The sequence below is a fragment of the Streptomyces venetus genome (assembly GCF_039540295.1).
Taxonomy (GTDB): Bacteria; Actinomycetota; Actinomycetes; order Streptomycetales; family Streptomycetaceae; genus Streptomyces; species Streptomyces venetus.
Genome location: NZ_BAABET010000006.1, coordinates 440,301 through 466,008 on the forward strand (window position 1 = coordinate 440,301; position 25,708 = coordinate 466,008).

At 72.5% G+C, this 25,708-nt stretch carries 17 protein-coding genes; 6 read left to right on the forward strand and 11 right to left on the reverse strand.

Features of this window, described 5'->3' with window-relative positions; translation table 11 throughout:
* Positions 1–5: 5 nt before the first annotated feature.
* Positions 6–1,475 (reverse strand): AlkA N-terminal domain-containing protein, encoded by a 1,470-nt coding sequence (locus ABEA82_RS22070; RefSeq protein WP_345663296.1) that lies wholly within the window; start codon positions 1,473–1,475, stop codon positions 6–8.
* A gap of 142 nt (positions 1,476–1,617) precedes the next feature.
* On the opposite strand from ABEA82_RS22070, the gene ABEA82_RS22075 reads away from it, so the two are divergent.
* A complete protein-coding gene (locus ABEA82_RS22075) occupies positions 1,618–1,983 on the forward strand; it encodes an ArsR/SmtB family transcription factor (protein WP_345663297.1) in 366 nt (121 codons plus the stop codon).
* Positions 1,984–2,010: 27 nt separating this feature from the next.
* Here the strand turns inward: ABEA82_RS22075 and ABEA82_RS22080 are convergent, their stop codons facing one another.
* Complete coding sequence (locus ABEA82_RS22080) at positions 2,011–5,901, reverse strand: glycoside hydrolase family 2 TIM barrel-domain containing protein (RefSeq protein ID WP_345663298.1); 3,891 nt, start codon at positions 5,899–5,901, stop codon at positions 2,011–2,013.
* Between the two features lie 394 nt (positions 5,902–6,295).
* Here ABEA82_RS22080 and ABEA82_RS22085 point away from each other — a divergent pair, with 394 nt between their 5' ends.
* A complete protein-coding gene (locus tag ABEA82_RS22085) occupies positions 6,296–8,341 on the forward strand; it encodes a SpoIIE family protein phosphatase (RefSeq protein WP_345663299.1) in 2,046 nt (681 codons plus the stop codon).
* A 105-nt stretch (positions 8,342–8,446) separates the two neighbouring features.
* Here ABEA82_RS22085 and ABEA82_RS22090 read toward each other — a convergent pair whose 3' ends face one another.
* Together ABEA82_RS22090 and ABEA82_RS22095 are read right to left on the reverse strand one after the other, a co-directional pair.
* Positions 8,447–8,893 carry a DUF7144 family membrane protein gene (locus ABEA82_RS22090; RefSeq protein WP_345663300.1) on the reverse strand — a complete coding sequence of 149 codons (447 nt, stop codon included), beginning with the start codon at positions 8,891–8,893 and terminating at the stop codon, positions 8,447–8,449.
* Positions 8,894–8,953: 60 nt separating this feature from the next.
* Positions 8,954–9,385, reverse strand: a complete 432-nt coding sequence (locus ABEA82_RS22095) for an SHOCT domain-containing protein (RefSeq protein ID WP_345663301.1) — start codon at positions 9,383–9,385, stop codon at positions 8,954–8,956.
* Positions 9,386–9,659: 274 nt separating this feature from the next.
* Here ABEA82_RS22095 and ABEA82_RS22100 point away from each other — a divergent pair, with 274 nt between their 5' ends.
* A complete protein-coding gene (locus tag ABEA82_RS22100) occupies positions 9,660–10,274 on the forward strand; it encodes a potassium channel family protein (protein ID WP_345663302.1) in 615 nt (204 codons plus the stop codon).
* 3 nt (positions 10,275–10,277) lie between these two features.
* Entirely contained in the window at positions 10,278–11,687 is a 1,410-nt protein-coding gene (locus ABEA82_RS22105; protein WP_345663303.1) for a DUF2252 domain-containing protein, read from the forward strand.
* 29 nt (positions 11,688–11,716) lie between these two features.
* Here the strand turns inward: ABEA82_RS22105 and ABEA82_RS22110 are convergent, their stop codons facing one another.
* Entirely contained in the window at positions 11,717–11,914 is a 198-nt protein-coding gene (locus ABEA82_RS22110; protein ID WP_345663304.1) for a hypothetical protein, read from the reverse strand.
* 132 nt (positions 11,915–12,046) lie between these two features.
* Positions 12,047–14,731 (reverse strand): winged helix-turn-helix domain-containing protein, encoded by a 2,685-nt coding sequence (locus tag ABEA82_RS22115; protein WP_345663305.1) that lies wholly within the window; start codon positions 14,729–14,731, stop codon positions 12,047–12,049.
* A 269-nt stretch (positions 14,732–15,000) separates the two neighbouring features.
* On the opposite strand from ABEA82_RS22115, the gene ABEA82_RS22120 reads away from it, so the two are divergent.
* Positions 15,001–15,834: a class II glutamine amidotransferase gene (locus ABEA82_RS22120; RefSeq protein ID WP_345663306.1), complete on the forward strand. Its 834-nt coding sequence runs from the start codon at positions 15,001–15,003 to the stop codon at positions 15,832–15,834.
* A 28-nt stretch (positions 15,835–15,862) separates the two neighbouring features.
* On the opposite strand, the gene ABEA82_RS22125 is transcribed toward ABEA82_RS22120, so the two are convergent.
* The 4 genes from ABEA82_RS22125 to ABEA82_RS22140 form a co-directional block, all read right to left on the reverse strand.
* Positions 15,863–16,372 carry an O-acetyl-ADP-ribose deacetylase gene (locus tag ABEA82_RS22125; protein ID WP_345663307.1) on the reverse strand — a complete coding sequence of 170 codons (510 nt, stop codon included), beginning with the start codon at positions 16,370–16,372 and terminating at the stop codon, positions 15,863–15,865.
* On the reverse strand, positions 16,369–17,778 hold the full coding sequence (locus ABEA82_RS22130) for a phytoene desaturase family protein (protein WP_345663308.1): 1,410 nt from the start codon (positions 17,776–17,778) through the stop codon (positions 16,369–16,371). Before ABEA82_RS22130 ends, ABEA82_RS22125 begins: the two co-directional genes overlap by 4 nt.
* A gap of 150 nt (positions 17,779–17,928) precedes the next feature.
* Entirely contained in the window at positions 17,929–18,774 is an 846-nt protein-coding gene (locus tag ABEA82_RS22135; RefSeq protein WP_345663309.1) for an inositol monophosphatase family protein, read from the reverse strand.
* Between the two features lie 107 nt (positions 18,775–18,881).
* Entirely contained in the window at positions 18,882–20,711 is a 1,830-nt protein-coding gene (locus ABEA82_RS22140; RefSeq protein ID WP_345663310.1) for a gamma-glutamyltransferase family protein, read from the reverse strand.
* A gap of 187 nt (positions 20,712–20,898) precedes the next feature.
* Here ABEA82_RS22140 and ABEA82_RS22145 point away from each other — a divergent pair, with 187 nt between their 5' ends.
* The gene (locus ABEA82_RS22145) at positions 20,899–21,768 is read left to right on the forward strand and encodes an alpha/beta hydrolase family protein (protein ID WP_345663311.1); all 870 of its coding nucleotides are present in this window, start codon (positions 20,899–20,901) and stop codon (positions 21,766–21,768) included.
* Here the strand turns inward: ABEA82_RS22145 and ABEA82_RS22150 are convergent.
* The gene (locus ABEA82_RS22150; protein ID WP_345663312.1) at positions 21,737–25,708 is read right to left on the reverse strand and encodes an AAA family ATPase; all 3,972 of its coding nucleotides are present in this window, start codon (positions 25,706–25,708) and stop codon (positions 21,737–21,739) included. The genes ABEA82_RS22145 and ABEA82_RS22150 overlap by 32 nt on opposite strands.

The window sequence follows — 25,708 nt, forward strand, 5'->3', positions numbered from 1 at the left end:
CGTCCCTATACCGGAAGGAAGTTGATCGGGTGGCTGTCGGTCGCCCAGAGGTACTGGACGGCGTAGGCCCGCCAGGGACGCCAGGCCGCCGCGCGGGCCGTGAGCGCGGCCGGGGTCGAGGGCAGGCCCAGGTCCCGGGCGGCGCGGCGGATGCCGAGGTCGGTGGGGAGGAAGGCGTCGGGGTCGCCGAGGGCGCGCATGGCGATGACGTCGGCCGTCCAGGGGCCGAAGCCGGGCAGGGCGAGGAGCTGGGAGCGGGTCCGCGGCCAGTCGCTCTCCACGCCCAGGTGGAGGTCGCCGTCGGCGAGCCGGCGGATCAGGGTGGTGAAGGTCGTGCGGCGGGTGCGGGGCATCGCCAGGGTCTCCGGGTCCAGCTCCGCGAGCGTCTCCGGCGTCGGGAAGAGGTGGGTGAGGCCGCCCTCGGGGTCATGGACCGGGTCGCCGTGCGCGGTGACCAGACGGGCCGCGTGGGTGCGGGCGGCGGCGGTGGAGACCTGCTGGCCCAGCACGGCCCGGACGGCGAACTCCGCCTCGTCCACCGCGCGCGGCACGCGCCGCCCGGGCGCCTTGTCGACCAGGGGCGCCAGGACCGGGTCGGTGCGCAGCTGCTCGTCGACGGCGACCGGGTCGGCGTCCAGGTCGAGCAGGCGGCGGCAGCGGCTGATGGCGACGGTCAGATCGCGCAGGTCGCTGAGGGTCAGGCGGCAGGCGATGTGGTCGGGGGTGGGGGTGAGGGCCACGATGCCGTGGCCGTACGGGAGGCGCAGCGTGCGGCGGTAGGAGCCGTCCCGCCACTCCTCCACGCCGGGTACGGCCGTCGCGGCGAGGTGGCCGAAGAGGTTGTCGGGGTTGAGCGGGGCGCGGAACGGCAGCCGCAGTGACAACGCTCCGGGGGTGCTCGCGCCCTGCCGCCTGGGCGCGCGGGAGCGCAGCTCGCTCGGGGACAGGGCGAAGACCTCGCGGACCGTGTCGTTGAAGGTGCGGATGGAGGCGAAGCCGGCGGCGAAGGCGACCCGGGCCATCGGCAGGGCCGTGGTCTCGATGAGCAGCCGGGCCGTCTGGGCGCGCTGGGCGCGGGCGAGCGCGAGCGGCCCCGCGCCGAGTTCGGCGAGCAGCTGGCGCTCGACCTGCCGGGTGCTGTAGCCGAGGCGGCCGGCGAGGCCGGGCACGCCCTCGCGGTCCACGACGCCGTCGGCGATCAGCCGCATGGCGCGGGCCACGAGGTCGGCGCGCTGGTTCCACTCCGGGGAGCCGGGGCTGGTGTCGGGCCGGCAGCGCTTGCAGGCCCGGAATCCGGCCTGCTGGCAGGAGGCCGCGCTCGGGTGGAAGACCATGTTCTCCGGCTTGGGCGGCACGACCGGGCAGCTGGGACGGCAGTAGATGCCGGTCGTCAGGACGGCCGTGAAGAACCAGCCGTCGAACCGGGCGTCCTTGGACCGGACGGCGCGTACGCAGCGTTCTGTGTCGGTGTGCATCCCCATCTGCATGCGTCCAGCATCGGGCACCGGGCGGCACGGGGCTGGCGAGAATCCGACATCGAGGTGCGGGCGCCCACCGCCGCACAGGGACAGATGAATATTCATTCATGTGTTCGTTGGTGACCGGTACGATGACGTCATGGGTCATGGAGCCGTCATCCCCGCGCAGGACGCCGCCGCCGAGCGGGTACGCCTGGACGCGGACAACGTCGCGAAGGTCGCCACCACGCTCCAGGCCCTGTCCACGCCGTCCCGCCTGCTGATCCTGGCGCGGTTGCGCGAAGGTCCGCTGCCGGCCACCGAGTTGGCCGCCGAGGTGGGCATGGAGCAGTCGGCCTGCTCGCACCAGCTGCGGCTGCTGCGCAACCTGGGCCTGGTGGTGGGCGAGCGACGGGGCCGTTCGGTGGTGTACGCGCTGCACGACCACCATGTCGCCGAGCTGCTCGACCAGGCCGTGTACCACGTGGAGCACCTGCGTCTGGGCATCAGCGACGCCGCCGACTGAGGCGGCGCCGCTGTCACTCCCACTGCGCTACTCGGTGGCCGTGGGCCGCCGCGAGGCCGCCATCGCCTCGCTCACGCGCGTCAGCGGACGCAGACGGTAGGTGTACGCGTAGTCGCGGTCGGCGAGCAGCTTGAACTCGTCGTGGGTGTGGGCGCCCCAGCTGTTGTCGCCGCCCACGCCCATCTGGCGGTGGTTGACCCGCAGGACCACCGCGTCCCGGGGCGTGAGCTGGTAGTCGTGCCGGGCGCCGACCGACAGGTCCTCGGGGGTGAAGTGCGAGGCGTTGACCTCCAGCAGCGGCTCACCGGAGACGAGCAGTCCGCGCCCGCCGCCGTCCGTCAGCGCGGCCCAGCGGACGTCGGTCTTGTTGCCGTTCTCCTGGGGGCGCAGGTAGGAGCTCCACTGCCCGGAGACGGTGCCGGAGTACACGCCGACGTCGGTGGCGTTGTTGCGGTCCCACATGTTCTCCTCGGGGCCCCGGCCGTAGTAGTGCAGCCGGTCCAGGCGGCGCGGCAGGAACAGCAGGTTTCCGACCTCGGGGAGGTACGGCAGGTTCGACGCGCCCGGGTGCAGGGTGTTGTCGACCTTGATCTCGCCGTTGCCGAAGACCGTGTACGTGGTGCTGTAGGTGGACTCCGGGGTCGTGGGCAGGGTGCCGGTGAAGGTGATCTCCACGGCTCGCTCGTCCAGGGGCCGCACCCGTACGTCCGCCACCTTCCGCCGCGCTCCGGCGTCCCGCCACACCTGGTTGCGGGTGTGGTGGCCGTTGCCCCGGTCGTTGTCGGTGGGTGCCCGCCAGAAGTTCGGGACCGGGCCGGAGGTGATCAGTCGCGTGCCGGCCGCCTCGTACGACGTGATGGTTCCGGTGCTCTTGTCGACGGTGACCGAGAAGCCCTTGCCCTTGACGGTGACCTCGTCGTCCCGGTCGGTGTACCGCAGGGCGGGCACGCCGCGCAGCGGTACCGCCTTCACCGCGGGACTGCCCGCGTCGAGGGCGAGTTGCTGCTTGGCCACCTCGAAGCCCGCCTTCGCCCACTTGGTGGGCTCCTTGGTGGTGAAGGAGAGTTCCAGGAAGTACTCGGTGCCCGGTGCGGGCTTCGCCGGCAGCCGCACCGGCACCTGGACGTCCTTGGCGGTCAGCGGGGCGACGTCGAGCTGGTCGCGGGTCAGCCGGCCGCGCTGGACGACCTCGCCGTCGGCGACGAGGGACCACCGGCCGTCGAACTCGCGGAGGTTGGTGAAGAGGTACTCGTTGGTCAGCCTGACGGCGCCGGGGCCGCCCGAGGCCCGGGTCGCGTTGATCGCCTGGTAGATCTGCTTGACCTCGGCGGCCTTGCCCGTGTGACCGCGGTCGGCGGTGATGATGCCGTCGCCGGAGAAGGCCCCGTCGTTGGGGTTGTCGCCCCAGTCGCCGCCGTAGGCGTAGAAGGTCTTCTCGCGCGGGCGCTTCTCGGTCAGGTGGACGGTGGCGGCGTCGAACCAGAACCGCACGCCCTCGTCCTTCGGGCCCCGGTCGTCCGAGGCGAGTTCCGCCGTGCTCAGCGCGCGGGCGTAGACGCGGGCCCGCCGGACGGTGCCGCTGAACTCCCGGGTCGGGTTGTCGACATCGGTGGCGAGCGACAGGGACGCCGTGTTGTCGCCGGGGCGCCGGGTCGTGGCCTTGGTGGCACGCACCTGCCCGTCGACGTACAGGGTGAGCGTGCCGGCGTCCGCGTCGAAGACACCGGCGACGTGATGCTCCTTGCCTGTCCAGTCCCCGGGCAGCACCCAGCTCGCGGTGACCCACTGGCCGCCGCCGTGAATGAAGAACTCCAGGGTCCTGTCGGTCTGCTTGAGGGCGTACTGGGTGTCGCCCTTGGCGATGAGGGGCTGGTGGCCGCCGGTCACATGCGGGGTGACCCAGGCCTCCAGCGTGAGGGAGCCCGTGAGGTCGAGGCGGGTGTCGCGGGGGAAGACGGTGCCGCCGGAGACGCCCTTGGCGCGGTCGAAGGTGCCGCTCGGGGCGATGATCTCGCCGCGCAGGGCGCCCGGGCCGGACTCGGTCAGCAGCTTGCGGGACGGGGTGGGCCAGGCCAGGGCCTGGTCGACGAAGTCCCAGATCCAGCCGCCCTGGAGGACGTCGTAGCGGCGGACGATGTCCCAGTACTTCTTGAAGTTGCCGTTGGAGTTGCCCATGCCGTGGGAGTACTCGATCATCACGTACGGCCGGGTGTCGCTCGTGTCCTTGGCGCGTTGCTCGACCCGCTGCGGGCTGTCGTACATCTCGGAGCGGATGTCGCTGATGCCCGGGCGGTCGTCGCCCTCGTACTGGATGACGCGCGTGGGGTCGTAGGAGCGGATCCAGTCGTGCATGGCGTTGAAGGTGGTGCCGCCGCCCGCCTCGTTGCCCAGCGACCAGATGACCACCGAGGCGTGGTTCTTGTCCCGGTGGACCATGTTCTGGGCGCGGACCACGCACGCCTCGGTCCACTCGGGGTGGCCGCTGCCGGGGTACCTGTCGCGGATGCCGTGGGTCTCCAGGTTGGTCTCGCCCACGAGGTACAGGCCGTACTCGTCGGCGAGTTCCAGCCACAGCGGGTTGTTGGGGTAGTGCGAGGTGCGGACGCTGTTGATGTTGAGCCGCTTGATGATCTGGATGTCCTCGATCAGCTGAGCGCGGGTGAGCGCCGAGCCGGTGACCGGGTGCATCTCGTGCCGGTTGGTGCCGCGGAAGGAGACCGGCCGGCCGTTGATGCGCATCAGGCCGTCCTTGAGCGCGAACTCGCGGAAGCCGACCCGGTGCGAGAGGGTCTCGACCACCTTGCCGCCCGGGTCGCGCAGCCGCAGCACGGCGGTGTAGAGGTGGGGGTGCTCGGCCGACCAGAGCTTCGGCGCGGGGACGGCTCTCGACGTCTCGACGGTGGCCTCGTCGCCGTCGGGGACGTCGACGGACCCGTTCAGCGGGCGCGACCAGACGGCGTGGCCGCGCGCGTCGTACAGCTGGGTCTCGACGGTGTACCGGCCACCGCCCTCTCCCCCGTAGTCGCGGACGTGCGCGGTGACCTCGAGTTCGGCGGAGGTGTAGTCGTCGCCGAGCGGGGTGTCCAGTTTGAAGTCGCGCAGGTGCACGGCCGGTGTGGAGTACAGGTGGACCGAGCGGAAGATGCCGCTCAGCCGGATCATGTCCTGGTCCTCCAGCCACTCCGCGTCGGAGTAGCGGTACACCTCGACGGCGATCTGGTTGGTGCCCGGCTTGAGGTGGCGGGTGATGTCGTACTCGGCGGAGGTGTAGGAGTCCTCGTGGTAGCCCGCCAGCTCGCCGTTGATCCACACGTAGTGGGCGGACTTGACGCCCTCGAAGTGCAGGAAGGTGCGGCGGCCGGACCAGGTGCGGGGGACGGTGAACGTCCGGCGGTACTGGCCGACCGGGTTGTAGCGGGTCGGGGCGGCCGGCGGCTGCGCGTCCTCGCCGCCGCCGTTGGGACCCCACCAGGGATAGGTGATGTTGACGTAGATCGGGAAGTCGTAGCCGTGCAGCTGCCAGGCCGAGGGCACGGGGATGGTGTCCCAGCCGGAGTCGTCGACGTCGGTGCGGTGGAAGTCCTTGTCCCGGTCGTCGGGCCGGTCGGCGTAGGCGAACTTCCACGTGCCGTCGAGGCTCATCCGGTACGGCGAGCGCGTACGGTCGGCGGCCAGGGCCTGCGGGAGGTCGGCATACGGCATGAGCGTGGTGTGCGGCGGCTCGGTGCCCAGCCGGTACACGGTCAGGCCGTCGTTCCACTCCGGAGGTCCGTCCGCCGCCGGGCGCCGGCCGGCCGCGTGCGCCGCGACGGGCGAGGCGGACAGGGCGAGCGCGCCGAGCACGGCGGCTCCTCCCTCCAGCAGACGACGACGGCTGACGACGGGCCGGTCGGTGGGAGACGGGTGCGGGTGCGGCATGACCGTGGCCTTCCTCGGTTCGACAGGGTGCTGCACGGACTGAGGGCGCATCAGTTACGGTCCTCAACTGCCCTCCCGGCGTGGGAGTTTCTGTTGGGACACGACGCAACTGACGGTGACGGAGCAACTGCTGAGCAGGCACACCCTAGAACTCGAACACAATCGAAGCAATGACCGCGTCGGACTTTGTGCGGTCCTGATGGTTAGCGCCGTCGCCCCCGGTGAAGGGAATCCAGATGGTCCCGACGCCCCGGAGGGCCCCGGGTACGCGCACCTCGGTTTTTTGCCGCTTCGGCGCGACAGTGCCGCCCTTCCGACTTACTGTGACCTCATCGGACAGCCCGCATGACGGATCTTGGCGGTACCTTTTGCCGCGCCGGAAGGAGCGGCTCGCATGAACGGGTATGCGACGTCGGACCGCGATGCCGTCACGGCCGCGCCCGGCGGGCTCCTGGACCTGCTGAAGGTCGCCGCCGTGGTCCTGGACGCGAGCGGGCACATCGCGCTCTGGAGCCCCGAGATCGAGCAGCTGCTCGGCTACACCGCGGCCGAGGCCCTGCGGCAGCGTGCCGACACGCTCCTGCTCGCGCCGGAGAACCGGCCTCGCGGCAGGGAACTGTTCGCGCAGGTCAGGTCGGGGGACCGCTGGGCCGGGGTCTTCCCGCTGCGGCACAAGGACGGCACGGAGCGCGCCGTGGAGTTCCGCACCATGCGGCTGCTGGACCCCGAGGGCCAGCCCCACCTGCTCGGCCTCGCCGCGGACGCGACGACCGTACGGAACGTCGAGCGGGACCTCGCCCTCTCGCACAGCCTCGTCAACCAGACACCGCTCGGCATCGCCGTCTTCGACAACGACCTGCGCTGGGTCGGCGTCAACCCCGCGCTGGAGCGGATCAACGGCGTGCCCGAGGAGGCCGTGCGGGGACGCCGGCTCGCGGAGGTGCTGCCGGACCTGGACGTGGCGGCCATCGAGAACCGGATGCGGCACGTCCTCAAGACCGGCAGGCCCCTGCTCGACCAGCAGACCATCGGCCGGACGGCGGCGGACGAGGAGGACCGCGCCTACTCGGAGTCGTACCACCGCATCGAGGACACCGACGGCCGGGTGCTGGGCCTCGCGATGGCCGTGCTGGACGTCACCGAGCGCCAGCAGGCCGCCGCCGAGGTGGCGCGGGCCCGCCAGCACCTGTCGGTGATCGCCGACGCCGGGGTGCGGATCGGCACCACGCTGGACCTCCGGCAGACCGCCCAGGAACTGGCCGACGTGGTGGTGTCGCACCTCGCGGACCTGGCCGCCGTGGACGTCCTGGAGTCCGTCGTGGCGCACGGCACCATCGCGCCGGTGTCGGACAGCGCGTCCGCCGAGTTCAGGGCACTGGCCGTCGCGGCCGGCTACCCCACCGACGCGATCCACGCCGCCGACCCGGTCGGCGAGCTCGCCACCTACGGCTCGTCACGGATCATCACGCAGTGCGTCCGCAGCGGCCGCCCCGTCCTGGTCGAAAGCGTGGACACGAAGATGATGCGGCGCATCGCCCGGGACGCGCGCGCCGCCCAGACCCTGCGCGAGGCCGGTGCGCACACCTACCTGGCGCTGCCGCTGATGGCCCGGGGCAAGGTGCTCGGCACGCTCACGCTGTACCGCACGGTCACCGAGCGTCCCTTCGACGACCGGGACCAGGTGCTCGCCTCGGAACTCGCCGCGCGCGCCGCGATCTCCATCGACAACGCACGCCTCTACGGCCGGGAGCGCGGCACGGCCCTGACGCTCCAGCGCAGCCTGCTCCCGGCCACGCCCGCCGAGCGGGAGGGGCTCGACATCGCCGCCCGCTACCGCCCGGCCCTCAGCGAGGTCGGCGGCGACTGGTACGACGTGCTGCCGCTGGGGCCGGGCCGCACCGGGCTCGTCGTCGGCGACGTCATGGGCAAGGGCGTCCAGGCCGCGGCGATCATGGGTCAGCTGAGCACGGCGACGCGGGCCCTGGCCCGGCTGGACCTGCCGCCCGCCGAACTGCTGCGCCACCTCGACGACATCGCCGGTTCGCTCGGGGACGCGATCGCCACCTGCGTGTACGCCGTGTGCGACCTGCGGGCCGGCACCTGCGCGCTGTCCAGCGCGGGTCACCTGCCGCCCGTGCTCGCCGGGCCGGACGGCAGCGCCGAGCTCGTCGACGTGCCCGGCGGCGTCCCGCTCGGGGTGGGCGGGGTGGAGTTCGGCACCGTGGAGGTGGAGTTCGCCCCGGGCTCGCTGCTCGCCCTCTACACCGACGGGCTGGTCGAGAACCGCGGGGAGCCGATCGACGCCGGCCTCACCACGCTGACCCGCCACCTGCAGAACGCGGGACCCAGCCTGCAACGCACCAGCGACAGCCTGCTCAGCGCGCTCAGCCCGGAGCCCGACGACGACGTCGCGCTGCTGCTGGTCCGCACCCGCGCCTGAGCGCGCTGACACCCGCAACTGTCCGCCTGTCCGGGTGAGTCATGTCCTCCACCTCGGCCGATGGGCCGGCAGCAACGTCTCGCCCCGGCCGGCCACGGCTGTGTCTCATGGATTGCCGGGCGGCTGTTCGAAGGGCTGCCAGGCGTCGTCCTTGCGGACGGTGCACAGCGCCCAGATGATGAGCCCGGAGATCGCGATCATCACCAACGACCAGACCGGATAGGACGGCAGGGAGAGGAAGTTGGCGATGATGACGAGTCCGGCGATGCCCACGCCGGCCACCCGCGCCCACGTCGACGCCTGGAACAGCCCGATGCTGACGGCCACGGCGACCGCGCCCAGGATCAGGTGGATCCAGCCCCAGCCCGTGAGGTCGTATCGGAAGACATAGTTGGGGGTGGTGACGAACACGTCGTCCTCGGCGATCCCGGCGATTCCGCGCATGATGCCCAGGATCCCGGCGATCATGAGCATGACGGCTCCGAGGACCATGGTGCCGACGGCCCATTCGCGCCTCGCGGTGTGCGCGCCCGTCGGGTGAGTGGCGGTCATCTGCTGCCTCGTTTCGCCTGCGTCCGGTGCCTTCGGCGACCGGGGGTGGTGGCCGGGGGGTCAGACTCCCGACCGGTGGGAGCCGCTCAGGACCATCTCCTTCGCCCTGCGGAACTCCTCGTCCGTGATGTCACCGCGGGCGCGGATCTCCGACAGCCTGGCGAGTTCGTCGGCGCTGCTGCCGCCGCCCCTGGCGGTCTCCCGGATGTAGCTGTCGAAGGCCTCCTGCTGCTCACGGGCCTGTGCCGTCTCCCGGCGGCCCATGTCCTTGCCGCGGGCGACGACGTAGACGAAGACGCCGATGAAGGGCAGGACGACGCAGAAGACCAGCCAGCCGGCCTTGCCCCAGCCGCTGAGGGAGTCGTCCCGGAAGATGTCGAGGACCACCCGGAACAGCAGCACGATCCACATGATCCACAGGAAGAAGAACAGGATCGCCCAGAAGCTGCTCAGCAGCGGAAAGTCATACGCGAGATACGTCTGCCCACTCATGTCACTCCTCCGTCCCGGACCCGCGCCCGGCAGCCGTGCCGTGCCGCTCCCAGCGTGCTCACGGCCCGGTCCCGGCCGCCTCACCCGGGGCGGGTGAGCGTCCGGCGGCGTCGTCCGCCGGGGTCGGCGCCGGGGCCGGCCGCGCCGGGGCGGGTCCGCGGGCCGTCCGCCGCCGGGTCACCCGCGGTGGGTGATCCGTACCCGGCGCCGCGGCGGTGAAGTGGACCGTGCGACGCACCCGACCGAGAGAGAACCCACGGCCGAGAGACACGAGATGGACCATCCAGCGGCTGCCCGGACCGGGCCCGCCCGGCTCCGGCGGGCGCGGGAGCAGCAGCACCAGGGGCGGCGCCCGCGGCGGCGCGCGGCGGTCACGGCTCTCGTGCGCGCCGCCCTCATCGCGGTCGGGCTGGTCACCGTCTACTACGTGCTGCCCCTGGACGGACGCGGCACGGCCGGTACTTCGGCGCTGCTCGCCTGTGGCCTGCTGCTGGTCGTCGGGGTCTTCTGGTGGGAGGTGCGGGCCATCGTGTCCTCGCCCTATCCCCGGCTGAAGGCCGTCGAGACCCTGGCCGCCACGCTGGCGCTGTTCGTGTTGCTCTTCGCGGGCGCCTACTTCCTGCTGGAGCACTCCACCCCGGGCTCGTTCAGCGAGCCGCTGACCAAGACGGACTCCCTGTACTTCACGCTCACGACGTTCTCCACCGTCGGCTACGGCGACATCGTGGCCCGTTCCCAGACGGCACGCGTGCTGACGATGTTTCAGATGCTGGGCGGGGTGCTGCTGGTGGGCGTGGCCGCGCGGATTCTCGCCGGCGCGGTGCAGGCCGGACTGCGCAGGCAGGGGCGTGAGCCGTCGGACGACTTCCCCCACCGGCCGGAGGGCTGAGCCATGACCGTGACGAGCCCCGAGAAGACCTTCCTGTCGCCGGCCGAGCGGGCGGCCGAGGGCCGGAGCGCGCGGCGGCGCGTCCCGCGCTCGTCCCACGGCTCCTTCGAGGCGGGTCCGGAGCGGTTCGACCCGGTCGACGTGGTGGAGCGCCAGTCGGCGACCCGGGTGGCGGACCTGGTGCCGATCCGCTACGCCCGGATGCTCGAGTCCCCGTTCCGCTTCTACCGGGGCGCGGCGGCCATCATGGCCGCCGACCTGGGGGCCGCCGCGGACACCGGTCTGCGGGTGCAGCTCTGCGGGGACGCCCATCTGCTGAACTTCCGGCTGCTGGCCTCGCCGGAGCGCCATCTGGTGTTCGACATCAACGACTTCGACGAGACCCTGGCCGGGCCGTTCGAGTGGGACGTGAAGCGGCTGGCGGCCAGCTTCGCCATCGCGGGGCGGGCCGACGGGTTCGAGACCACGGTGCAGAACAGCACGGTGGAGGCGTGTGTACGGGCCTACCGGCAGCGGATGCGGGAGTTCGCCGGCATGCGCACCCTGGACATCTGGTACGCGCAGGACGACGCCGACCAGCTGCGGGAGCTGATGGCCGCGTCGATGACCAAGGACGCGAGGCGCCGTACCGCCGAGGCGACGGCGAAGGCCCGCACCCGCACCGGCCTCCAGGCCTTCGCGAAACTCACCCGGGCGACGGCCGAAGGGCGGCGGATCGCGCCCGACCCGCCGCTGATCACTCCGCTGCGGGACCTGGTGAGCGACTCCTCGCCGCACAGGCAGGAGAAGGAGCTGCGCACCGTCCTGGAGGGGTACGCCCAGTCCCTGTCCTCCGAGCGCAGGCACCTGCTGCGCCGCTACCGCATGGTGGACATCGCCCGCAAGGTGGTCGGGGTCGGCAGCGTCGGCACCCGCTGCTGGATCGTGCTCCTGCTGGGCCGGGACGACGACGATCCCCTGCTGCTCCAGGCCAAGGAGGCGCAGGAGTCCGTGCTCGCGGCCCACACCGGCGGCGACCGCTACGACAACCAGGGCCACCGCGTGGTCGCGGGACAGCGGCTGATCCAGACCACCAGCGACATCCTGCTGGGCTGGACGCACGCCCTGGGCCTCGACGGGCACGAGCGGGACCTCTACGTACGGCAGTTGCGGGACTGGAAGGGCATCGCCCGTCCGGACACCATGAGCCCCGGCCTGCTGCGGCTGTTCGCGCGGCTGTGCGGGGCGAGCCTGGCCCGGGCCCACGCCCGCTCGGGCGACCCCGTCGCCATCGCGGCCTACCTGGGCGGCAGCGACCGCTTCGACCGCGCGCTCACCTCGTTCGCCCAGGCCTACGCCGATCAGAACGAGCGGGACTTCGCGGCGCTGGGCAGCGCGGCCCGCTCCGGCCGGATTCCCACGGCGACCCTGTGACCGGGCGGGACCCGTCTCGTCCCCCAGGGTCACTCCGGCAGCCGGCGCATCTCCACGACCCTGAGTCCCAGTGACTGGAAACGGGTCAGCAGCCCGTACAGGTGCGCCATGTCGACGACGGGGCCGTACAGGACGGTCTGACCGGGCATCGTCACGTGCTCCAGCTCCGGGAAGACCTTGACGAGCGTCTCCGACATCTGCCCGTCGACACGGATCTCGTAGCGCATGAGCTGCTCTCTCGCGGGCGGCCTGGGCGGTGGTACGCGCCCTGTCCCCCTGATGCTCCGCCCGGGTGGGCCGGCCGCCCTCACCCGGCGCAGGTGAACCTCGCCGACCTCGTCGAAGGGTCCGTCGGAGGTTCACAGCAGGCGCAGGTCGCGGGCGCGGCGCACGGCGTCACCGCGGCGGCTGACCGCGAGCTTGCGGTAGATGCTCTTCAGGTGGGTCTTCACGGTGTTCGCGGAGAGGTGGAGGTCGGCGGCGATCTCCTGCGTCGACATCATCTGGGACAGTCTGCGCAGCACGTCCCGCTCCCGGGCGCTCAGTTCCTCGACCGCCAGGTCGGGGCCGGATTCCCCCGGGGTGTGCGGCGGGGTGTGTCCGAGAGCGCGGTGGCGGCCGTGGCCGGAGACGAGCCAGCCCTCGGCCAGTTCCCGTGGCCTGCCGGTGCTCAGCAGCGGGCGGAGCCAGGGTCCGGCTTCCCGGAACGGCCGGCGCAGCCGCTCGCGCCGGCCGTCGAGCAGCGCGCGGGCGACGAGGCGGCGGGCGCTCTCCTGGTCCCCGGTCTCGTGTGCGGCCTGGGCGCGTACCAGCGTGGCGCGGACGGTGACCGCCGGGCCGGGCCGGTCGTCCTCGGGCAGGCCGTCCAGGAGGTCGAGCGCCTCCTCGGGGTGCCCCGCCGCGAGCCGGGCCCGCGCCGCCCCGACCGCACAGGCCGTCCGGTGCCGTGCCACCGGCTCCACGACCTTCTCGGCGAGCTCGGTACGCCCTTCGGCCAGGTGGGCGGCGGACGCGAGCAGGGCGCTGTGGTCCCGAGCCCAGGGCGAGCTCGCTGCGGCCGGGACGATCGCCTCGGCCGCTGTCAGCGCGCCCCTGGCATCCCCCCTCGCCAGCAGCAGGTGCCCCCGGGTGAGGGTCCGGCCCGCTTCCAGCACCGGGTCCTCGACGAGCGACGGGGAGCCGTCCGCCGCGTCGAGGAGCGCCTGGGCCTCGGCGAGTTCGTCGCGGTCGATGTGCACGGCGGCCAGGACGACGGGGCCGGCGCCCGAGCCGGAGCGGTGCGGCAGGCTGTAGTGCTCCGCCTGGCCGGCCGCCGCCCGGGCCTTGTGTTCCGCCCGGCCGGGCCAGCCGTTCAGGTAGTCGATCAGGGCCAGCTGCCCGAGGGCCTCACACCGGGGCAGCGCCATCGCCGCCCCGCCCTGGTGCCCCGCGACCGCCGACAGGGCGGACCGGGCGTCGTCGAAACGCCCCGCCCACAGCCGGGCGGAGCCGAGGTGGGCGAGCAGGAGGGCGGTGAGTTCCGGATGCTCCTCCAGGAGCTGCGCGGGGACGTCCTTCCGGAGGGCCCATGCCTGCTCGGCGGCGCGTTCCGCTCTGCCCGGGGAGCCGGTCAGCCGTCCCGCCAGGGCTTCCAGCAGGGCGCAGCTGAGCTTGCCCCGCGCCGGTTCGTTCCCGTCCCCGGCCAGTTGCTCCTCGGCCCGGCGCAGATGGGTCAGGCCGTGGTCGAGATCGTGCCGCGCCAGTTCGCGTGCCGCGCGGACGAGGTCGGGCGCCGGGCCCCTGACCTCGCTGCCCATCCCGGCGAACAGGGCGGACAGGTCCTCTGAGCGCAGGCCGGTGAAGAGCTGCCCGATCGCGAGGTCGTCGACGACCGCCCGGGTGGTGAACTCCCAGTCGTCCGCCGCCGCCCCCTGGACGAGCGCGTCGGGGAGGGCTCCGGAGCGGCGCAGCCACCGGGCGGCCCGGCCGCGCAGTTCCGGCTCCAGGCCGGGGAACCGCTCCCGAAGGTGGGCGCGGAGTATCTCCGCGAAGAGGGGATGCAGGCTGTACCAGGAGTGGCCGAGGTAGTGGACGAACGCGTTCTCGCGGTGCAGCGAGGCCAGGATCGGTTCCGCGTCACCGCGCCGCGTCAGCGCGTTCACCAGGTCGGGGCAGAAGCGGTCCAGGACGCTGATGCGCAGCAGCAGGTCCTGGGTGCCGGGTGGCTGCCGGTCGAGCACCTCGGCCAGCAGGTAGTCGGCCACCGTGCTGTGGTCGGCCTCGAACTGCTTCACATAGGCCTGGGCGTCCGGGCTCTGCCGGGCGGCCAGCGCGCACAGACTGAGGCCCGCGGCCCAGCCCTGGGTCCGCCCGACCAGGGCGCGGACGGCGCTGGCGGGCAGGTGCAGTCCGTGCCGTGACAGCAGCTCGTGGGCCTCCTCCGAGGTGAAGGCCAGCTCCGCGTCCCGGATCTCGGTGAGCTCGCCCGAGGCCCGGTACCGGTGGAGCGGCAGCAGGGGCTCCGTGCGGGTGACGAGGACCAGGCGCAGTCCCCGTCCGGCGTGGCGCAGGACGAACTCCAGCTGCTCCGCGATCTCCGGCGAGGTCACCCGGTCGAACTCGTCGAGCACGACGACGGTCGTGTGGTCGCGGTTCTCGAGGTCGGCGGCGAGACAGGTCAGCGTCCGCTGGTCGACCCGTCCGGCCTCCGCAGGGCAGCCGACGTCGCCCGCCACGGGGACGCCCGCGGCGCGCAGTGCCTCGAGCAGATAGGCCCAGAAGACCCCGGGTGCCTGGTCGGTGGTGTCCGTCGTGAGCCAGGCGACCGGTTTGCGCAGACCGACGGCCCAGTCGGCGACCAGGAGGGTCTTGCCCGCGCCGGCCGAACCGTTGACCATCGTCAGGGGCGTCGCGAGGGCCTGGTCGAGGTGCCGGACCAGACGGGGCCGGCGCAGGAACGTGGCGGGGCGCTCCGGCAGCGCGAACCGGGTGCGCAGCAGCGGGTCGCCGGTCGGATCGATGCCCGTGATCGCCGGCTCCGTACCAGTCGCGTCGGTCGTGGCCATGGTGCTCACCACCGCCTGTCGTCCGTCAGGACACGAGCAGCACTCCCTTCGCTCAGGATCTCAGTCTTCCCTCCCCCACGCATGCCCGGCCGGGTCGCGCCGGACGGCGCGACGCACGTGCGGGGTGCGCGGCAACCACCCGCCACGGGCGATGCGCAGACCCCACGGGCCGGGGTTCGCTGGACCACACGGGCGGGAGACGGATCCGCTCCCCTCACCCACGCAGCCGCACGGTATGCCGGACGCGGCCCGGAACGGGGGTACCGACCATGTGCCGCTGGCTCGCCTACTCGGGCACTCCCGTGCTGCTCGACGATGTGCTGTACCGCCCGGAGCACTCACTGATCGACCAGAGCCTGCACGCGCGGATGGGCGTCGAGACCACCAACGGGGACGGCTTCGGGGTCGGCTGGTACGCGTCGCATCTGCGCACGCCCGCCGTCATCCGCGACACCGGTCCCGCCTGGAGCAACCGCAACCTCCGGGAGATCGCCGACCACGTCCGCTCGCCGCTGTTCTTCGCCCATGTGCGCGCCTCCACCGGTTCCGCCGTGCAGCAGACCAACTGCCACCCCTTCCGGCACGGGCGGTGGATGTGGATGCACAACGGGGCGATCAGCGGATTCTCCGAGCTGCGCCGGGACCTCATGCTGGCCGTCGACCCGGAGCTGTTCCCGTCGCTCGAGGGCACGACCGACTCCGAGGTGATGTTCCACGTGGCCCTCACCCTCGGGCTCGACGGCGACCCGCCGGGCGCGGTGGCGCGGATGGCGGGGCTCGTCGAACGGCTGGGGCACGAGCACGGGGTGCCGGAGCCGCTCCAGATGACGATCGCCGTGACCGACGGCGAACGGATGTGGTTCTTCCGCTACTCCAGTGGCGGGGCCTCGCGGTCGCTGTACTACAGCAGCCGGGTGGAGGACGTACGCGCCCTGCACCCCGACCTCACGTTCCTGCGGCAGATCTCCAAGGAGACCCGCCTGGTCGTCTCGGAGCCGCTTGGCGACCTCCCCGGCGTCTGGAACGCCGTACCGGAGAGCACGTACGGCGTCGTCCGGCGCGGCCAGGACGTGTTGCGGCACTTCGAGCCCGAGCCCGTCTGAACCCCGCCCGGCTCCCGGCCGTGCCGTCTCAGCGCAGTCGCGCCGCGAACGCCTCGTAGGCGCGCTCGTCGAAGAGCACGAACCGGACCTCCTCGACGTCGGTCTTCGCCGCCCGCACCGCGTCCACGGCGATCCGCGCCGCGTCCTTGATCGGGTAGCGGTAGACGCCGGTGGAGATCGCCGGGAAGGCGACGGTACGGGCGCCGAGTTCGTCGGCGATCCGCAGGGACTCGCGGTAGCAGGAGGCGAGGAGGCCGGAGCGGTCCTCGGTCGCGCTGAAGACGGGGCCGACGGTGTGGATCACCCAGCGGGCGTCCAGGTCGCCCGCGGTGGTGGCGACGGCCTTGCCGGTGGCCAGGCCCTTGCCGTACCGCGAGGCGCGGAGCCGCCGGCACTCCTCCAGGATCGCGGGACCACCGCGCCGGTGGATCGCCCCGTCGACGCCTCCCCCGCCCAGCAGCGAGGAGTTGGCCGCGTTGACGATCGCGTCGGCGCTCTCGCGGGTGATGTCGCCCTGGACCAGTTCGATGACGGTCATGTCTGCCTCAGACGCTTCCAGACGGCCTTCGCCGCGTTGTGCCCCGACATGCCGTGCACGCCGGGGCCCGGCGGGGTCGCCGACGAGCAGATGAAGACGGCCGGGTGGGGGGTCGTGTACGGGGAGAGGGTGAGCTTCGGGCGCAGCAGGAGCTGGAGGCCGGAGACCGCTCCGGAGGCGATGTCGCCGCCGACGTAGTTGGCGTTGCGGGCGGCGAGTTCGGGCGGGCCCGCGGTGGCCCGGGCCAGGACGCGGTCGCGGAACCCCGGGGCGAAGCGCTCCAGTTGACGCTCGACGGCGTCGGTGAGGTCGCCGGTCCAGCCGTGCGGGACGTGGCCGTAGGCCCAGAAGACGTGCTTGCCCGCCGGGGCCCGGGTGGGGTCGACGACGCTCGGCTGGACCGTGATCAGGAACGGCTTGTCGGGGGCGCGGCCCTGCCGGGACGCCGCGCGCAGGGCCGCGCCGATCTCCGCGCGGTCCGCGCCGACCTGCACCGTGCCGGCGACGCGGGCCTCCTTCGCGGTCCACGGCACGGGGCCGTCCAGCGCGTAGTCGATCTTGAAGACGCCCGGTCCGTAGCGGTAGTTGCGGTAGTGGTCGCCGAAGCCCGCGATGCGGGCCAGGGCGGTGGGCGAGGTGTCGAAGACGTAGGCGCGGGCCGGCGGCAGGTCGTCGAGGCGCTTGACCTCGTAGTCGGTGTGGACGCTGCCGCCGAGGTCGCGCAGGTGGGCGGCGAGGGCGTCGGAGATGGCCTGTGAGCCGCCACGGGCGACGGGCCAGCCGCGGGCGTGCGCCGCGAGGGCGAAGACCAGGCCGATGGCGCCGGTGGCGAAGCCGCCGAGCGGCGCCATGACATGGGCGACGAGCCCGGCGAACAGCGCCCTGGCCCGTTCGTCGCGGAAGCGGCGCATCAGCAGGGTCGACGGCGGCAGGCCGACGAGGCCGAAGCGGGCGAGGGTGACCGGGTCGCGGGGCAGCGCGGTGAGCGGCAGCGACATGAAGTCGCGGGCCAGGACGTCCCACTTGGGCAGGAAGGGCTCGACGAGCCTGCGGTACACCCCGGCGTCGCGCGGCCCGAAGGAGGCGGCCGTCTCGCCGACCGACCGGGCCAGCACGGCCGCCGTGCCGTCCGGGAAGGGGTGGGCCATGGGCAGTTCGGCGTGCAGCCACTCCAGCCCGTGACGCTCGAGCGGGAGGGCGCGGAAAGCGGGCGAGTTGATGGCGAGCGGATGGGCGGCGGAACACGGGTCGTGCCGGAAGCCGGGGAGCGTGAGTTCCTCGGTGCGGGCTCCGCCGCCCACGGTGCCCCGGGCTTCGAAGACGGCGACGGAGAAGCCGCGGCGGGCCAGTTCCACGGCGGCGGTCAGTCCGTTCGGTCCCGCACCCACCACGACGGCATCGAGCATCGACGGCACCTTCGGACCCCTTCGTCAGCCGACGGCCACTGGGGATCAGGATATGCCCGGGGACTGACAGTCACCGGCCGAGGGGGAAATCTCCCCGACAGCGGGCCTGGAGCGCGGTTCGAGCGACGAGTCGTGTACGTTCCGTGACCGTCATGCTCCGCCCGCCAGAAGCGCCGCGATCCGGCGGGCCGTGGCGGCGTCGCGGGCCGCGGTGAACGGGAGGGCGTTGCCCCCGGTGATCCGGAACGGCTCGCCCGCGCGGGTCAGGTGGGCGCCGCCCGCCTCCTCGACCAGGAGCAGCCCGGCCGCGTGATCCCAGGCCGCCTCCCAGGAGAAGGCGATCGCGTCGGACTCGCCCCGGGCGATGGCCAGGTACTCCAGCCCGGCCGAGCCGCAGGGGCGCGGTGCCACGCCCTCGGTGCGCAGGCAGAGCAGGGCGTGCTTCTGCTCGTCCGTCGTGTAGTCCGGGTGGGAGGTGGCCACGCGCAGGTCCCGGCCGGGCTCGGGCACACCGGCGAACAGCCGCTCTCCGTCGAGGTGGGCGCCCTTGCCCCGCTGGGCGGTGGCGAGCAGGTCGCGGGCGGGGGCGTAGGTCCAGGACGCGAGCAGGGTGCCGCCCTGGGCCAGCGCGACGAGGGTGCAGAACCCGGCCTCGCCCCGCACGAACTGGCGTGTCCCGTCGACCGGGTCGACGATCCAGACCGGGGCGTCGCCGCGTATCGCCTCGTACGTCGCCGGGTTGGCGTGGACCGCCTCCTCGCCGACGACGACCGAGCCGGGCAGCAGGGCGGCCAGCGCCTCGGTCAGGAACAGCTCGGCCTTGCGGTCGGCGTCGGTCACCAGGTCGTGCGGGCCGGCCTTCTGGTCGACCTCGTGTGCGGCCAGGCGGCGCCAGCGCGGCATGATCTCGGTGGCCGCCGCCTGGCGGATCGCCTCCTCGACGTCGGAGGCGTGCTGTACGAGAAACTCTTCGATGGTTTCGGTGCTTTCGATCACCCCTCCATGACAACACGCGCCACTGACATTCCCCGGCCACCCGGTGCACTCCGGGTGCAATCCCGATGAACGGTGAAAGGGGGACGCGGCCCGGCCGGGGCTCCCGGTCAGCGGCCGACGGCGTACCCCTGCATGCCGCGCGGGTTCGCCGCCGCCGACAGCACACCGGTCTCCGAGTCGCGGGCGACCGCGCAGAGGCGGCCCTCCGACCAGGGGCCGCCCACCGTCACCTGGTGACCGCGCCGTCGCAGTTCCTCGACGACGGCCGGGTCCGTGCGGGACTCCACGGTCACGCTGCCCGGGCGCATGCCGCGCGGGTAGAAGGAGCCGGGGAAGCTGTCGTTGTGCCAGTTCGGGGCGTCGATCGCGCCCTGGAGGTCGAGGCCGCCGCGGACCCGGCCGCGCTGCGTGACCGCCAGCAGGAAGTGCAGCTGCCACTGGTCCTGCTGATCCCCGCCGGGTGTGCCGAACGCCAGGACGGGGACGCCCGCGCGCAGCGCGATCGACGGGGACAGGGTGCTGCGGGGGCGGCGGCCCGGGGTGAGCGAGCTGGGCAGGCCCTCCTCCAGCCAGGCCATCTGCAGCCGGGTGCCGAGCGGGAAGCCGAGCTCGGGCACGACGGGGTTGGACTGGAGCCAGCCGCCGCTGGGTGTGGCCGAGATCATGTTGCCCCACCGGTCGACGATGTCGAGGTGACAGGTGTCGCCCCGGGTGGTCCCGTCGGCGGCGATCTCCGGTTCGCCCGGCACGGGCTCCGCGGGACTGCCGGCGACCGTCGGTTCACCGATGCCCAGGGCGTCGAAGCCCTCCTGGGCGGCTCCCGCCACGCGCGCGTGCGCCCCCAGACGCGGGGTGCGTCCGCCGGGGCTGCCCGGCCTCAGGTCGTAGGAGGCCCGCTCGCCGACGAGGGCGCGGCGGACGGTGTTGTACGCGTCGGACAGCAGGTCGTCGAGCGGCACGTCGGCGGCGTCCCCGTACCAGGCCTCCCGGTCGGCCATGGCGAGCTTGCAGTTCTCGACCAGGAGGTGGACGTGGTCGGCCGAGCCGTAGCGGGGCAGTTCGGGCGGCAGGAGGGCGAGTTGCTGAAGGAGGACCGGGCCCTGGCTCCAGGGGCCCGGCTTGCACACCGTCCAGCCGTTCCAGTCGTACGTCACCGGCGTCTCGTAGGTCGCGGACCAGGCGGCGAGGTCGGCGGCCGTGAGGGTGCCGGTGTGGCGTTCGCCGCTGGTGTCCATGGTGGGGCGCCCGGCCTGGCGGACGAGGGCCTCGGCGATGAACCCGGTGCGCCACACATGGCGCGCTGCCTCGATCCGTGCCTCCCGGTCCCCCGCCCCGGCGGTCTCGGCGAGCAGGCGCTTCCAGGTGGCGGCGAGCACGGGGTTGCTGAAGAGCTCGCCCGGGCGCGGTGCCTTGCCACCGGGCAGATAGACGTCCGCCGAGGAGGCCCATTCCGTCTCGAACAGTTCGCGCACGGTCTCGACGGTCTCGCCGACGCGCTCCACGGGCGCGTGCCCGTGCTCGGCGTATCCGACGGCGTACTTCAGCACGTCGTCGAGGGACTTGGTGCCGTGGTCGCGCAGCAGCAGCATCCAGGCGTCGAACGCGCCCGGTACGGCGGCGGCGAGCGGCCCGGTGCCGGGGACGAGGTCCAGGCCGAGGTCCCGGTAGTGGGCGACCGTCGCCCCGGCGGGTGCGACGCCCTGCCCGCAGAGCACCCGTACCTCGCCGCCGACCGGGGCGAGCAGGATCGGCACCTCGCCGGCCGGGCCGTTGAGGTGCGGCTCGACGACGTGCAGCACGAACGCACCGGCCACCGCCGCGTCGTAGGCGTTGCCGCCGTCCTCCAGGACGGCCATCGCCGACTGCGAGGCGAGCCAGTGGGTGGAGGAGACCATGCCGAAGGTGCCGCTCAGCGTGGGACGAGTCGTGAATTGCATATCCGACCTCCGTGTGGGGGGCTCCGGGGAGAACGAGCGCGAGATCATTCGGTGTCCAGCAAGAGTGTCTCCCGCTGTCAAGGCGCCATGGCCGGGCGTGCGCCGCGCTGTTAGCGTTGACGGAACCGCTCTCGAGACGGTCTTCGAGACGCGGCCACGGGGGGCGTGTGTCATGGATGCCGGCGCTTTGGCGGGGGTTCACGGGATCCGCAACTACGGGTATCTGAGGGACGCGGCCGGTGACCTGCCGACCGCTCTCAGGGCCATCGAGGCGGATTGGTCGAGCTGGATCGGACAGGGGCTGAGGAAGGCGGGCGGCGTCTTCGTCCAGGAGCCGTGTCCGGTCGCCTATTACGCCGACTGCGTCTTCCGGGGTGACCGCATGGGCGCGCAGGGACCGGCCCGGCTGACGCCGTTCGCCGAGCAGTTGCTCGCCCAGTGGATCGAGGAGGTCCGGACAGGGGAGCCAGGGTCGGCATCCGCGCCGCTGGCGAGTCAGGGGCGCCTCACGTCCGGGGTGCGCTCGATGACGGAGTGGTTCACGGAGCGGTACGGGCAGCGGGCGCTGTCGGTCGTCACCGCGACGGTCAGCGAACTGGCGGCGTATTTCGATCCGGCGTTTCCCGAGAGACGTGAGCAGGCGCAGGGCCGGGTGGCCGCCGTGCTGCGCGAGCGCCGGCCGAGAGTGCTGCTGGCTCATTCCCTCGGCAGTGTGGTGGCTTATGAGGCGCTCAGCCGGGACTCCGGTCTGCGCGTCGAGTTGCTGGTGACGCTGGGCAGCCCGTTGGCCATGCGGACGGTCGTGTTCGACAGACTGATACCGCCTGTGCGGGGGCGTGGGGCCAGGCCGCCCGGCGTGGTCGAGTGGGTGAACATCGCCGACCTCGGCGATCCGGTGGCGGTGCCGAGAGGCGGCGTCGCGCAGCGCTTCTCCGGGGTGGCCAGGGACCATGTCGCGAGCATTCATCGGGTGGATCCGCACAAGGCGAAGAACTATCTGCGCTGTGCGGAACTGATCGGGGAGATCAAGAAGTTCGTCGGGGACCGGGGGGCGTAGAGAGGTGCTGGAGCGCGTACACGCGCTCTCCCGCTCCGACGAGCACGATTCCTTCGCCGTTCGGCGCGAGGGCGAAGATCGGTTGGCCGAGTGCGATCTCGTCCACGCACCGGCGTTCCTTGAGGTCCCAGACACGCAGGACGCCGTCGGTGCCACCGGACAGGGCGACAGGCCGGCCGGACAGACGGGTGGCCACGATGACGGTGACCGCGCCCTGGTGGCCGTCGGCAGTGGTCCGGTCACCGATTCTGAGGTGCCCGTCGGGACCGGCGTGGACGGTGAGCAGTGCGTCGTCCACGAAGCAGGTGGTCAGGCGTGGGTCGGTGGGCCCCCGACTCGGCTCCTCCCAGGGGACGCGGATGGCGTGCGCGCCGGAGGACGGATCCCAGAGACGGCAGCGTCGAGGTGACCGGAGCAGGACGACGGGGACGCCGCCCAGGGCGATGTGCTCGATGCCTGTGACAGGGGCGCCGTCACCGGGAAGAGGCTCACGGATGTGCCGTCCGGTCAGCGGGTCCACCGCGAAGCAGGTGCCCTCGTCGTCGGCGTAGACCGCTATGTCCGCCGAGCCGGCCGGGGTGTGCTTCACGGTGAGGATCCCTACGCCGGTCACCTTGGGAGCTGCCGCGGAAGCCGCAGGGGCGGGTGGGGCGTCCGGGCCGGTGAGGACGGCATGATGCACACCGTGCTGCCCGAAGTCCTGGAGCCGTGTACGCCGGTCGAGGTTCCACAGTGCGGTGGACCCCGCACAGACCAGGCAGCACAGATCACCGTCGGTGGTGTGATGCAGCGCGACAGCCCGGATCGGGTCGCCGTCCACCCGGATCGGCTCGCCCACGGGCCGGAACGTGGCGAGATCCCACACGGCGAGGGTGCCGTCCTGACCACCGATGACGGCGACGCGGTGCTCCCCCGTCCGTCCCAGGGCGATGGCGTTCACCGCCGCGCGGCTCGTGGGCAGTACGCGCTTTCGCGTGTAGCTCTGCATGTCCCACACGATCGTCGTCCCGTCGGCGCAGCCCGCCAGAAGCACCAGACGCCCGGCGGAATGTCCGACGGCGACGCAGCGGACGGGGGACTCCGTCGCCCATTCCCGGGGCGACGGTGCGTCGGGACCGCCACTGTGCCAGCTCCACAGCCTCCCGGCGCTGGACGTACAGCCCACTGCCATGAAGGTGCCGTGACCGACGGCGGCGAGGGTGGTGGGCGGCGCGTCGGGGACCGTCACCACCGGGCCGACCCGCCCGCCCGACCGCAGGTTGTACGCCGTCACCTCACCGGCGCTGGTCGCGCTGACGACGAGTGACCCTCCCACGTAGTCGGCGGCGGCGAGGGCGGTGACGGCATCCCCTTGCGCGGCCCACGTAACCGTCCGCCCCTCGCGGTCGACAACCGCTATCTCTCCCTGTGACGTCCCGATGATCAGCACGCTGCACCCGTTGCCGCGGCCGAAGGCGAGTGCGCGTGGTGTCGCCGTGGTCAGGGCTTCGGCCTGCGGTTTCTGCCAGTTCCAGGTTCGCAGGTCGCCGCTTGCGGTGAGCGCCGCGACGGCGGGAGCACCGGTCGCGGATGCGCTCGTTTCCCGACCCGCTGTCCACAGGGGGAGCCAGGACAAGGGGGGTTCACCGGGGAGGGTCGCGACCTGGCGGGCGAAGGCGGGCTCGTTCTCCTCGACGGCTGACAGGGCCAGAGCGGGACGCCGCTCAAGGGTGTTCCGCACCTTGAGCCATCGTGTCACCACTCGCCGTACCGGTTCTTCGAGGAACGGCCCGTAGTTCTCGGCGTCGGCATGCAGCAGGTAGCCCGGATCGCCGACGACGTCCGCCGCCGCGCCGCAGTCGTCCGCGTGGGTGAGGGCGTGCCGCAGGACGTAGGGCTCGGCGGCGGACCACTGGCGGCGGCCGGTTGGCCCGAGTCCGTCCAGGAGGGCGTGGAGGACCGGTTTGGACTGCTCCTCCCGGTGGAGGTACCGGGTGAGTTCGCGGTGAAAGAGGCGGTGGACCGGAATGCTGTCCGTGTCGATGGAGCGGCGCAGGAAGGTGTGCCCGGCGGAGAGTGCCTCCTGGACGTCCGCGAGGGACGGGGCGGTCGAGGGGTGCAGGGCAGCCACGGCACGCTGGATCACGGAGGCCGGCATGCCATCGCCGTGAGCGTGGGCGAGGACCGTCAGGACGGGCTGAAGCCACGGATGCGTGGTCGGGCCGGCGAGGTGGAGTTCGAGAACCTCGGGCAGGGTGCGGGGTGCGGCTCTGCCCCAGTCTTCGGCCGCGTCGTTTCCGAGGCTCGGGTCGAACAGGGCGGTGAAGTGGCGCGTGTAGAGGCCGGCCACGAGGAATTCGCCCCATCCGCTGCCCCGGTGCGCGACGAGGGTGTCGGCCAGGGCGCCCGCGAACGCTCCGCTCATCTGATGGCGGCCCCGCAGCGCGGGGACGGCGCGCAGGAGCCCGCTCACGTAGGCGTGCAGGTCTGCGAGGAGCACGGCCGGTGCGACGTCGTCGAGATCGAAGCAGCACCCCGCCGCGGAGGCTCGGGCGCGCAGCTCCGTGGTCTCCTCGTAGTCCCTGGTGGCGACGAGAAGCCTGACGGCAGCGGTCCCGTCGGAGCGTGTCAGGGCCATGAGGCGGGTGAGCCAGGTGAGGGTGGCCTGTACGTCCGCGGCCTCGTCGAGCGCGTCGAGGACCACGGTCGGCGGCTGGGAAAGCCGCAGCGTCTGAAGGGTCGCCAGGAGCTGGTCGGGGGTGAGCGGACCCAACTCGAGCTGGACACCGAGTGACGAGGCGATGGTGGTGAGCGTGCGGTCGCGGGCGTGGATGACCGCGAGATTCGGCACGGGCGTGGGGGTGGCTGCCGCGGTGGCCCAGATGACGTGCGTGGGCTGGTGCAGGCGGGGGTGTGCGGCGCACACCAGCACGCCCAGGAGCGCGGACTTCCCGGCGCCGGGGCTGCCGGTGACGACGGAGATCGGTGACGGGTCGTCTCCGCCCAGCCAGCGCGAGAGGCGGCGCAGCTCATATGCCCTGCCGGTGAAGCCTCCGGCGTGCTGGACCGCCCCTTGCCACCCTTCCAGTCCGGTCGCGGAGTCGACGAAGTGCCTCAGGTCCGGCCCGTGTTCCAGCTCTTCGATGACGGCGTCAAGGGCAGGCGGTGCGACGACCGCCCGGCCGGCTGTAGGAGTGGTGGGCTCGTCAGGGCCGATGTCCGCGGCTGTGTGGGCGGGATTGGGGAACAGGGGCAGCATCACCTGTTCCGCGCTGACCTCCACCCTGCTGGCCGTGACGTACTGACGGTAGACGCTGTGGGCGTCCGCCAGTTTCACGACGGCACGGCGGACCGCGTCCGTCACGGTGCCGAGCGGGACGTACGGCAGGTGCGGCGCCACGTCCAGGCGCTGTTCCGTTATGTCACGCAGAACGTCGGTGAGGGCCCTGGTGAAGTGGCCGTTGAAAGCGTCCCGGTCGGGTTCGCAGGCCGCGATCACCCAGCCTTTGCGGCCGGTGCGGTCGTAGGCGGACTGCCACGGTAGTCGTGTGACCGTACCGGAGCTGCAGAGGTCGAGCGTGAACAGTACGGTCGGCCGGTCGTCGACATGCTGCAGCCCGGTCAGCCATCCGCCGATCTCCGTGCTTTCGTGCGGTACGGCGTCGGACCCCAGCGCGTAGAGGGCCTGGTCCCTGGCCTCGCCATGGGTGAGCAGGTGCACCAGGAGGACGGTGTCGGCTTCGGCGGACTCCAGGGCTTCCTTCACCAGCCGGCCCAGGCGGACGGCGGTCATGCTCTGCTCGGTGACCTCTGTGACGGAGAAGCCGAATCCTTCGCGGAGGACCGTCGCGAGACCCGTGATCGCGGCGGGAGCGAAATCCAGGTCGCTCAGGGCTCCCTGTCCCTGAGTCATGAAGCCGGATATGCCGACGAGCAGCGCGCGTCGGTGCTGGGTCTTCAT

Excerpts from the sequence above, each read along its gene's own strand:
- ABEA82_RS22090 (WP_345663300.1), bottom strand. The coding sequence starts at position 8,893 with ATGACCGCCACTCACCCGACGGGCGCGCACACCGCGAGGCGCGAATGG.
- ABEA82_RS22130 (WP_345663308.1), bottom strand. The coding sequence starts at position 17,778 with ATGCTCGATGCCGTCGTGGTGGGTGCGGGACCGAACGGACTGACCGCC.
- ABEA82_RS22150 (WP_345663312.1), bottom strand. The coding sequence starts at position 25,708 with ATGAAGACCCAGCACCGACGCGCGCTGCTCGTCGGCATATCCGGCTTC.
- ABEA82_RS22100 (WP_345663302.1), top strand. The coding sequence starts at position 9,660 with ATGGACCATCCAGCGGCTGCCCGGACCGGGCCCGCCCGGCTCCGGCGG.
- ABEA82_RS22125 (WP_345663307.1), bottom strand. The coding sequence starts at position 16,372 with ATGACCGTCATCGAACTGGTCCAGGGCGACATCACCCGCGAGAGCGCC.
- ABEA82_RS22085 (WP_345663299.1), top strand. The coding sequence starts at position 6,296 with ATGAACGGGTATGCGACGTCGGACCGCGATGCCGTCACGGCCGCGCCC.
- ABEA82_RS22075 (WP_345663297.1), top strand. The coding sequence starts at position 1,618 with ATGGGTCATGGAGCCGTCATCCCCGCGCAGGACGCCGCCGCCGAGCGG.
- ABEA82_RS22070 (WP_345663296.1), bottom strand. The coding sequence starts at position 1,475 with ATGCACACCGACACAGAACGCTGCGTACGCGCCGTCCGGTCCAAGGAC.
- ABEA82_RS22105 (WP_345663303.1), top strand. The coding sequence starts at position 10,278 with ATGACCGTGACGAGCCCCGAGAAGACCTTCCTGTCGCCGGCCGAGCGG.
- ABEA82_RS22110 (WP_345663304.1), bottom strand. The coding sequence starts at position 11,914 with ATGCGCTACGAGATCCGTGTCGACGGGCAGATGTCGGAGACGCTCGTC.
- ABEA82_RS22080 (WP_345663298.1), bottom strand. The coding sequence starts at position 5,901 with ATGCCGCACCCGCACCCGTCTCCCACCGACCGGCCCGTCGTCAGCCGT.
- ABEA82_RS22120 (WP_345663306.1), top strand. The coding sequence starts at position 15,001 with ATGTGCCGCTGGCTCGCCTACTCGGGCACTCCCGTGCTGCTCGACGAT.
- ABEA82_RS22115 (WP_345663305.1), bottom strand. The coding sequence starts at position 14,731 with ATGGCCACGACCGACGCGACTGGTACGGAGCCGGCGATCACGGGCATC.
- ABEA82_RS22095 (WP_345663301.1), bottom strand. The coding sequence starts at position 9,385 with ATGAGTGGGCAGACGTATCTCGCGTATGACTTTCCGCTGCTGAGCAGC.
- ABEA82_RS22140 (WP_345663310.1), bottom strand. The coding sequence starts at position 20,711 with ATGCAATTCACGACTCGTCCCACGCTGAGCGGCACCTTCGGCATGGTC.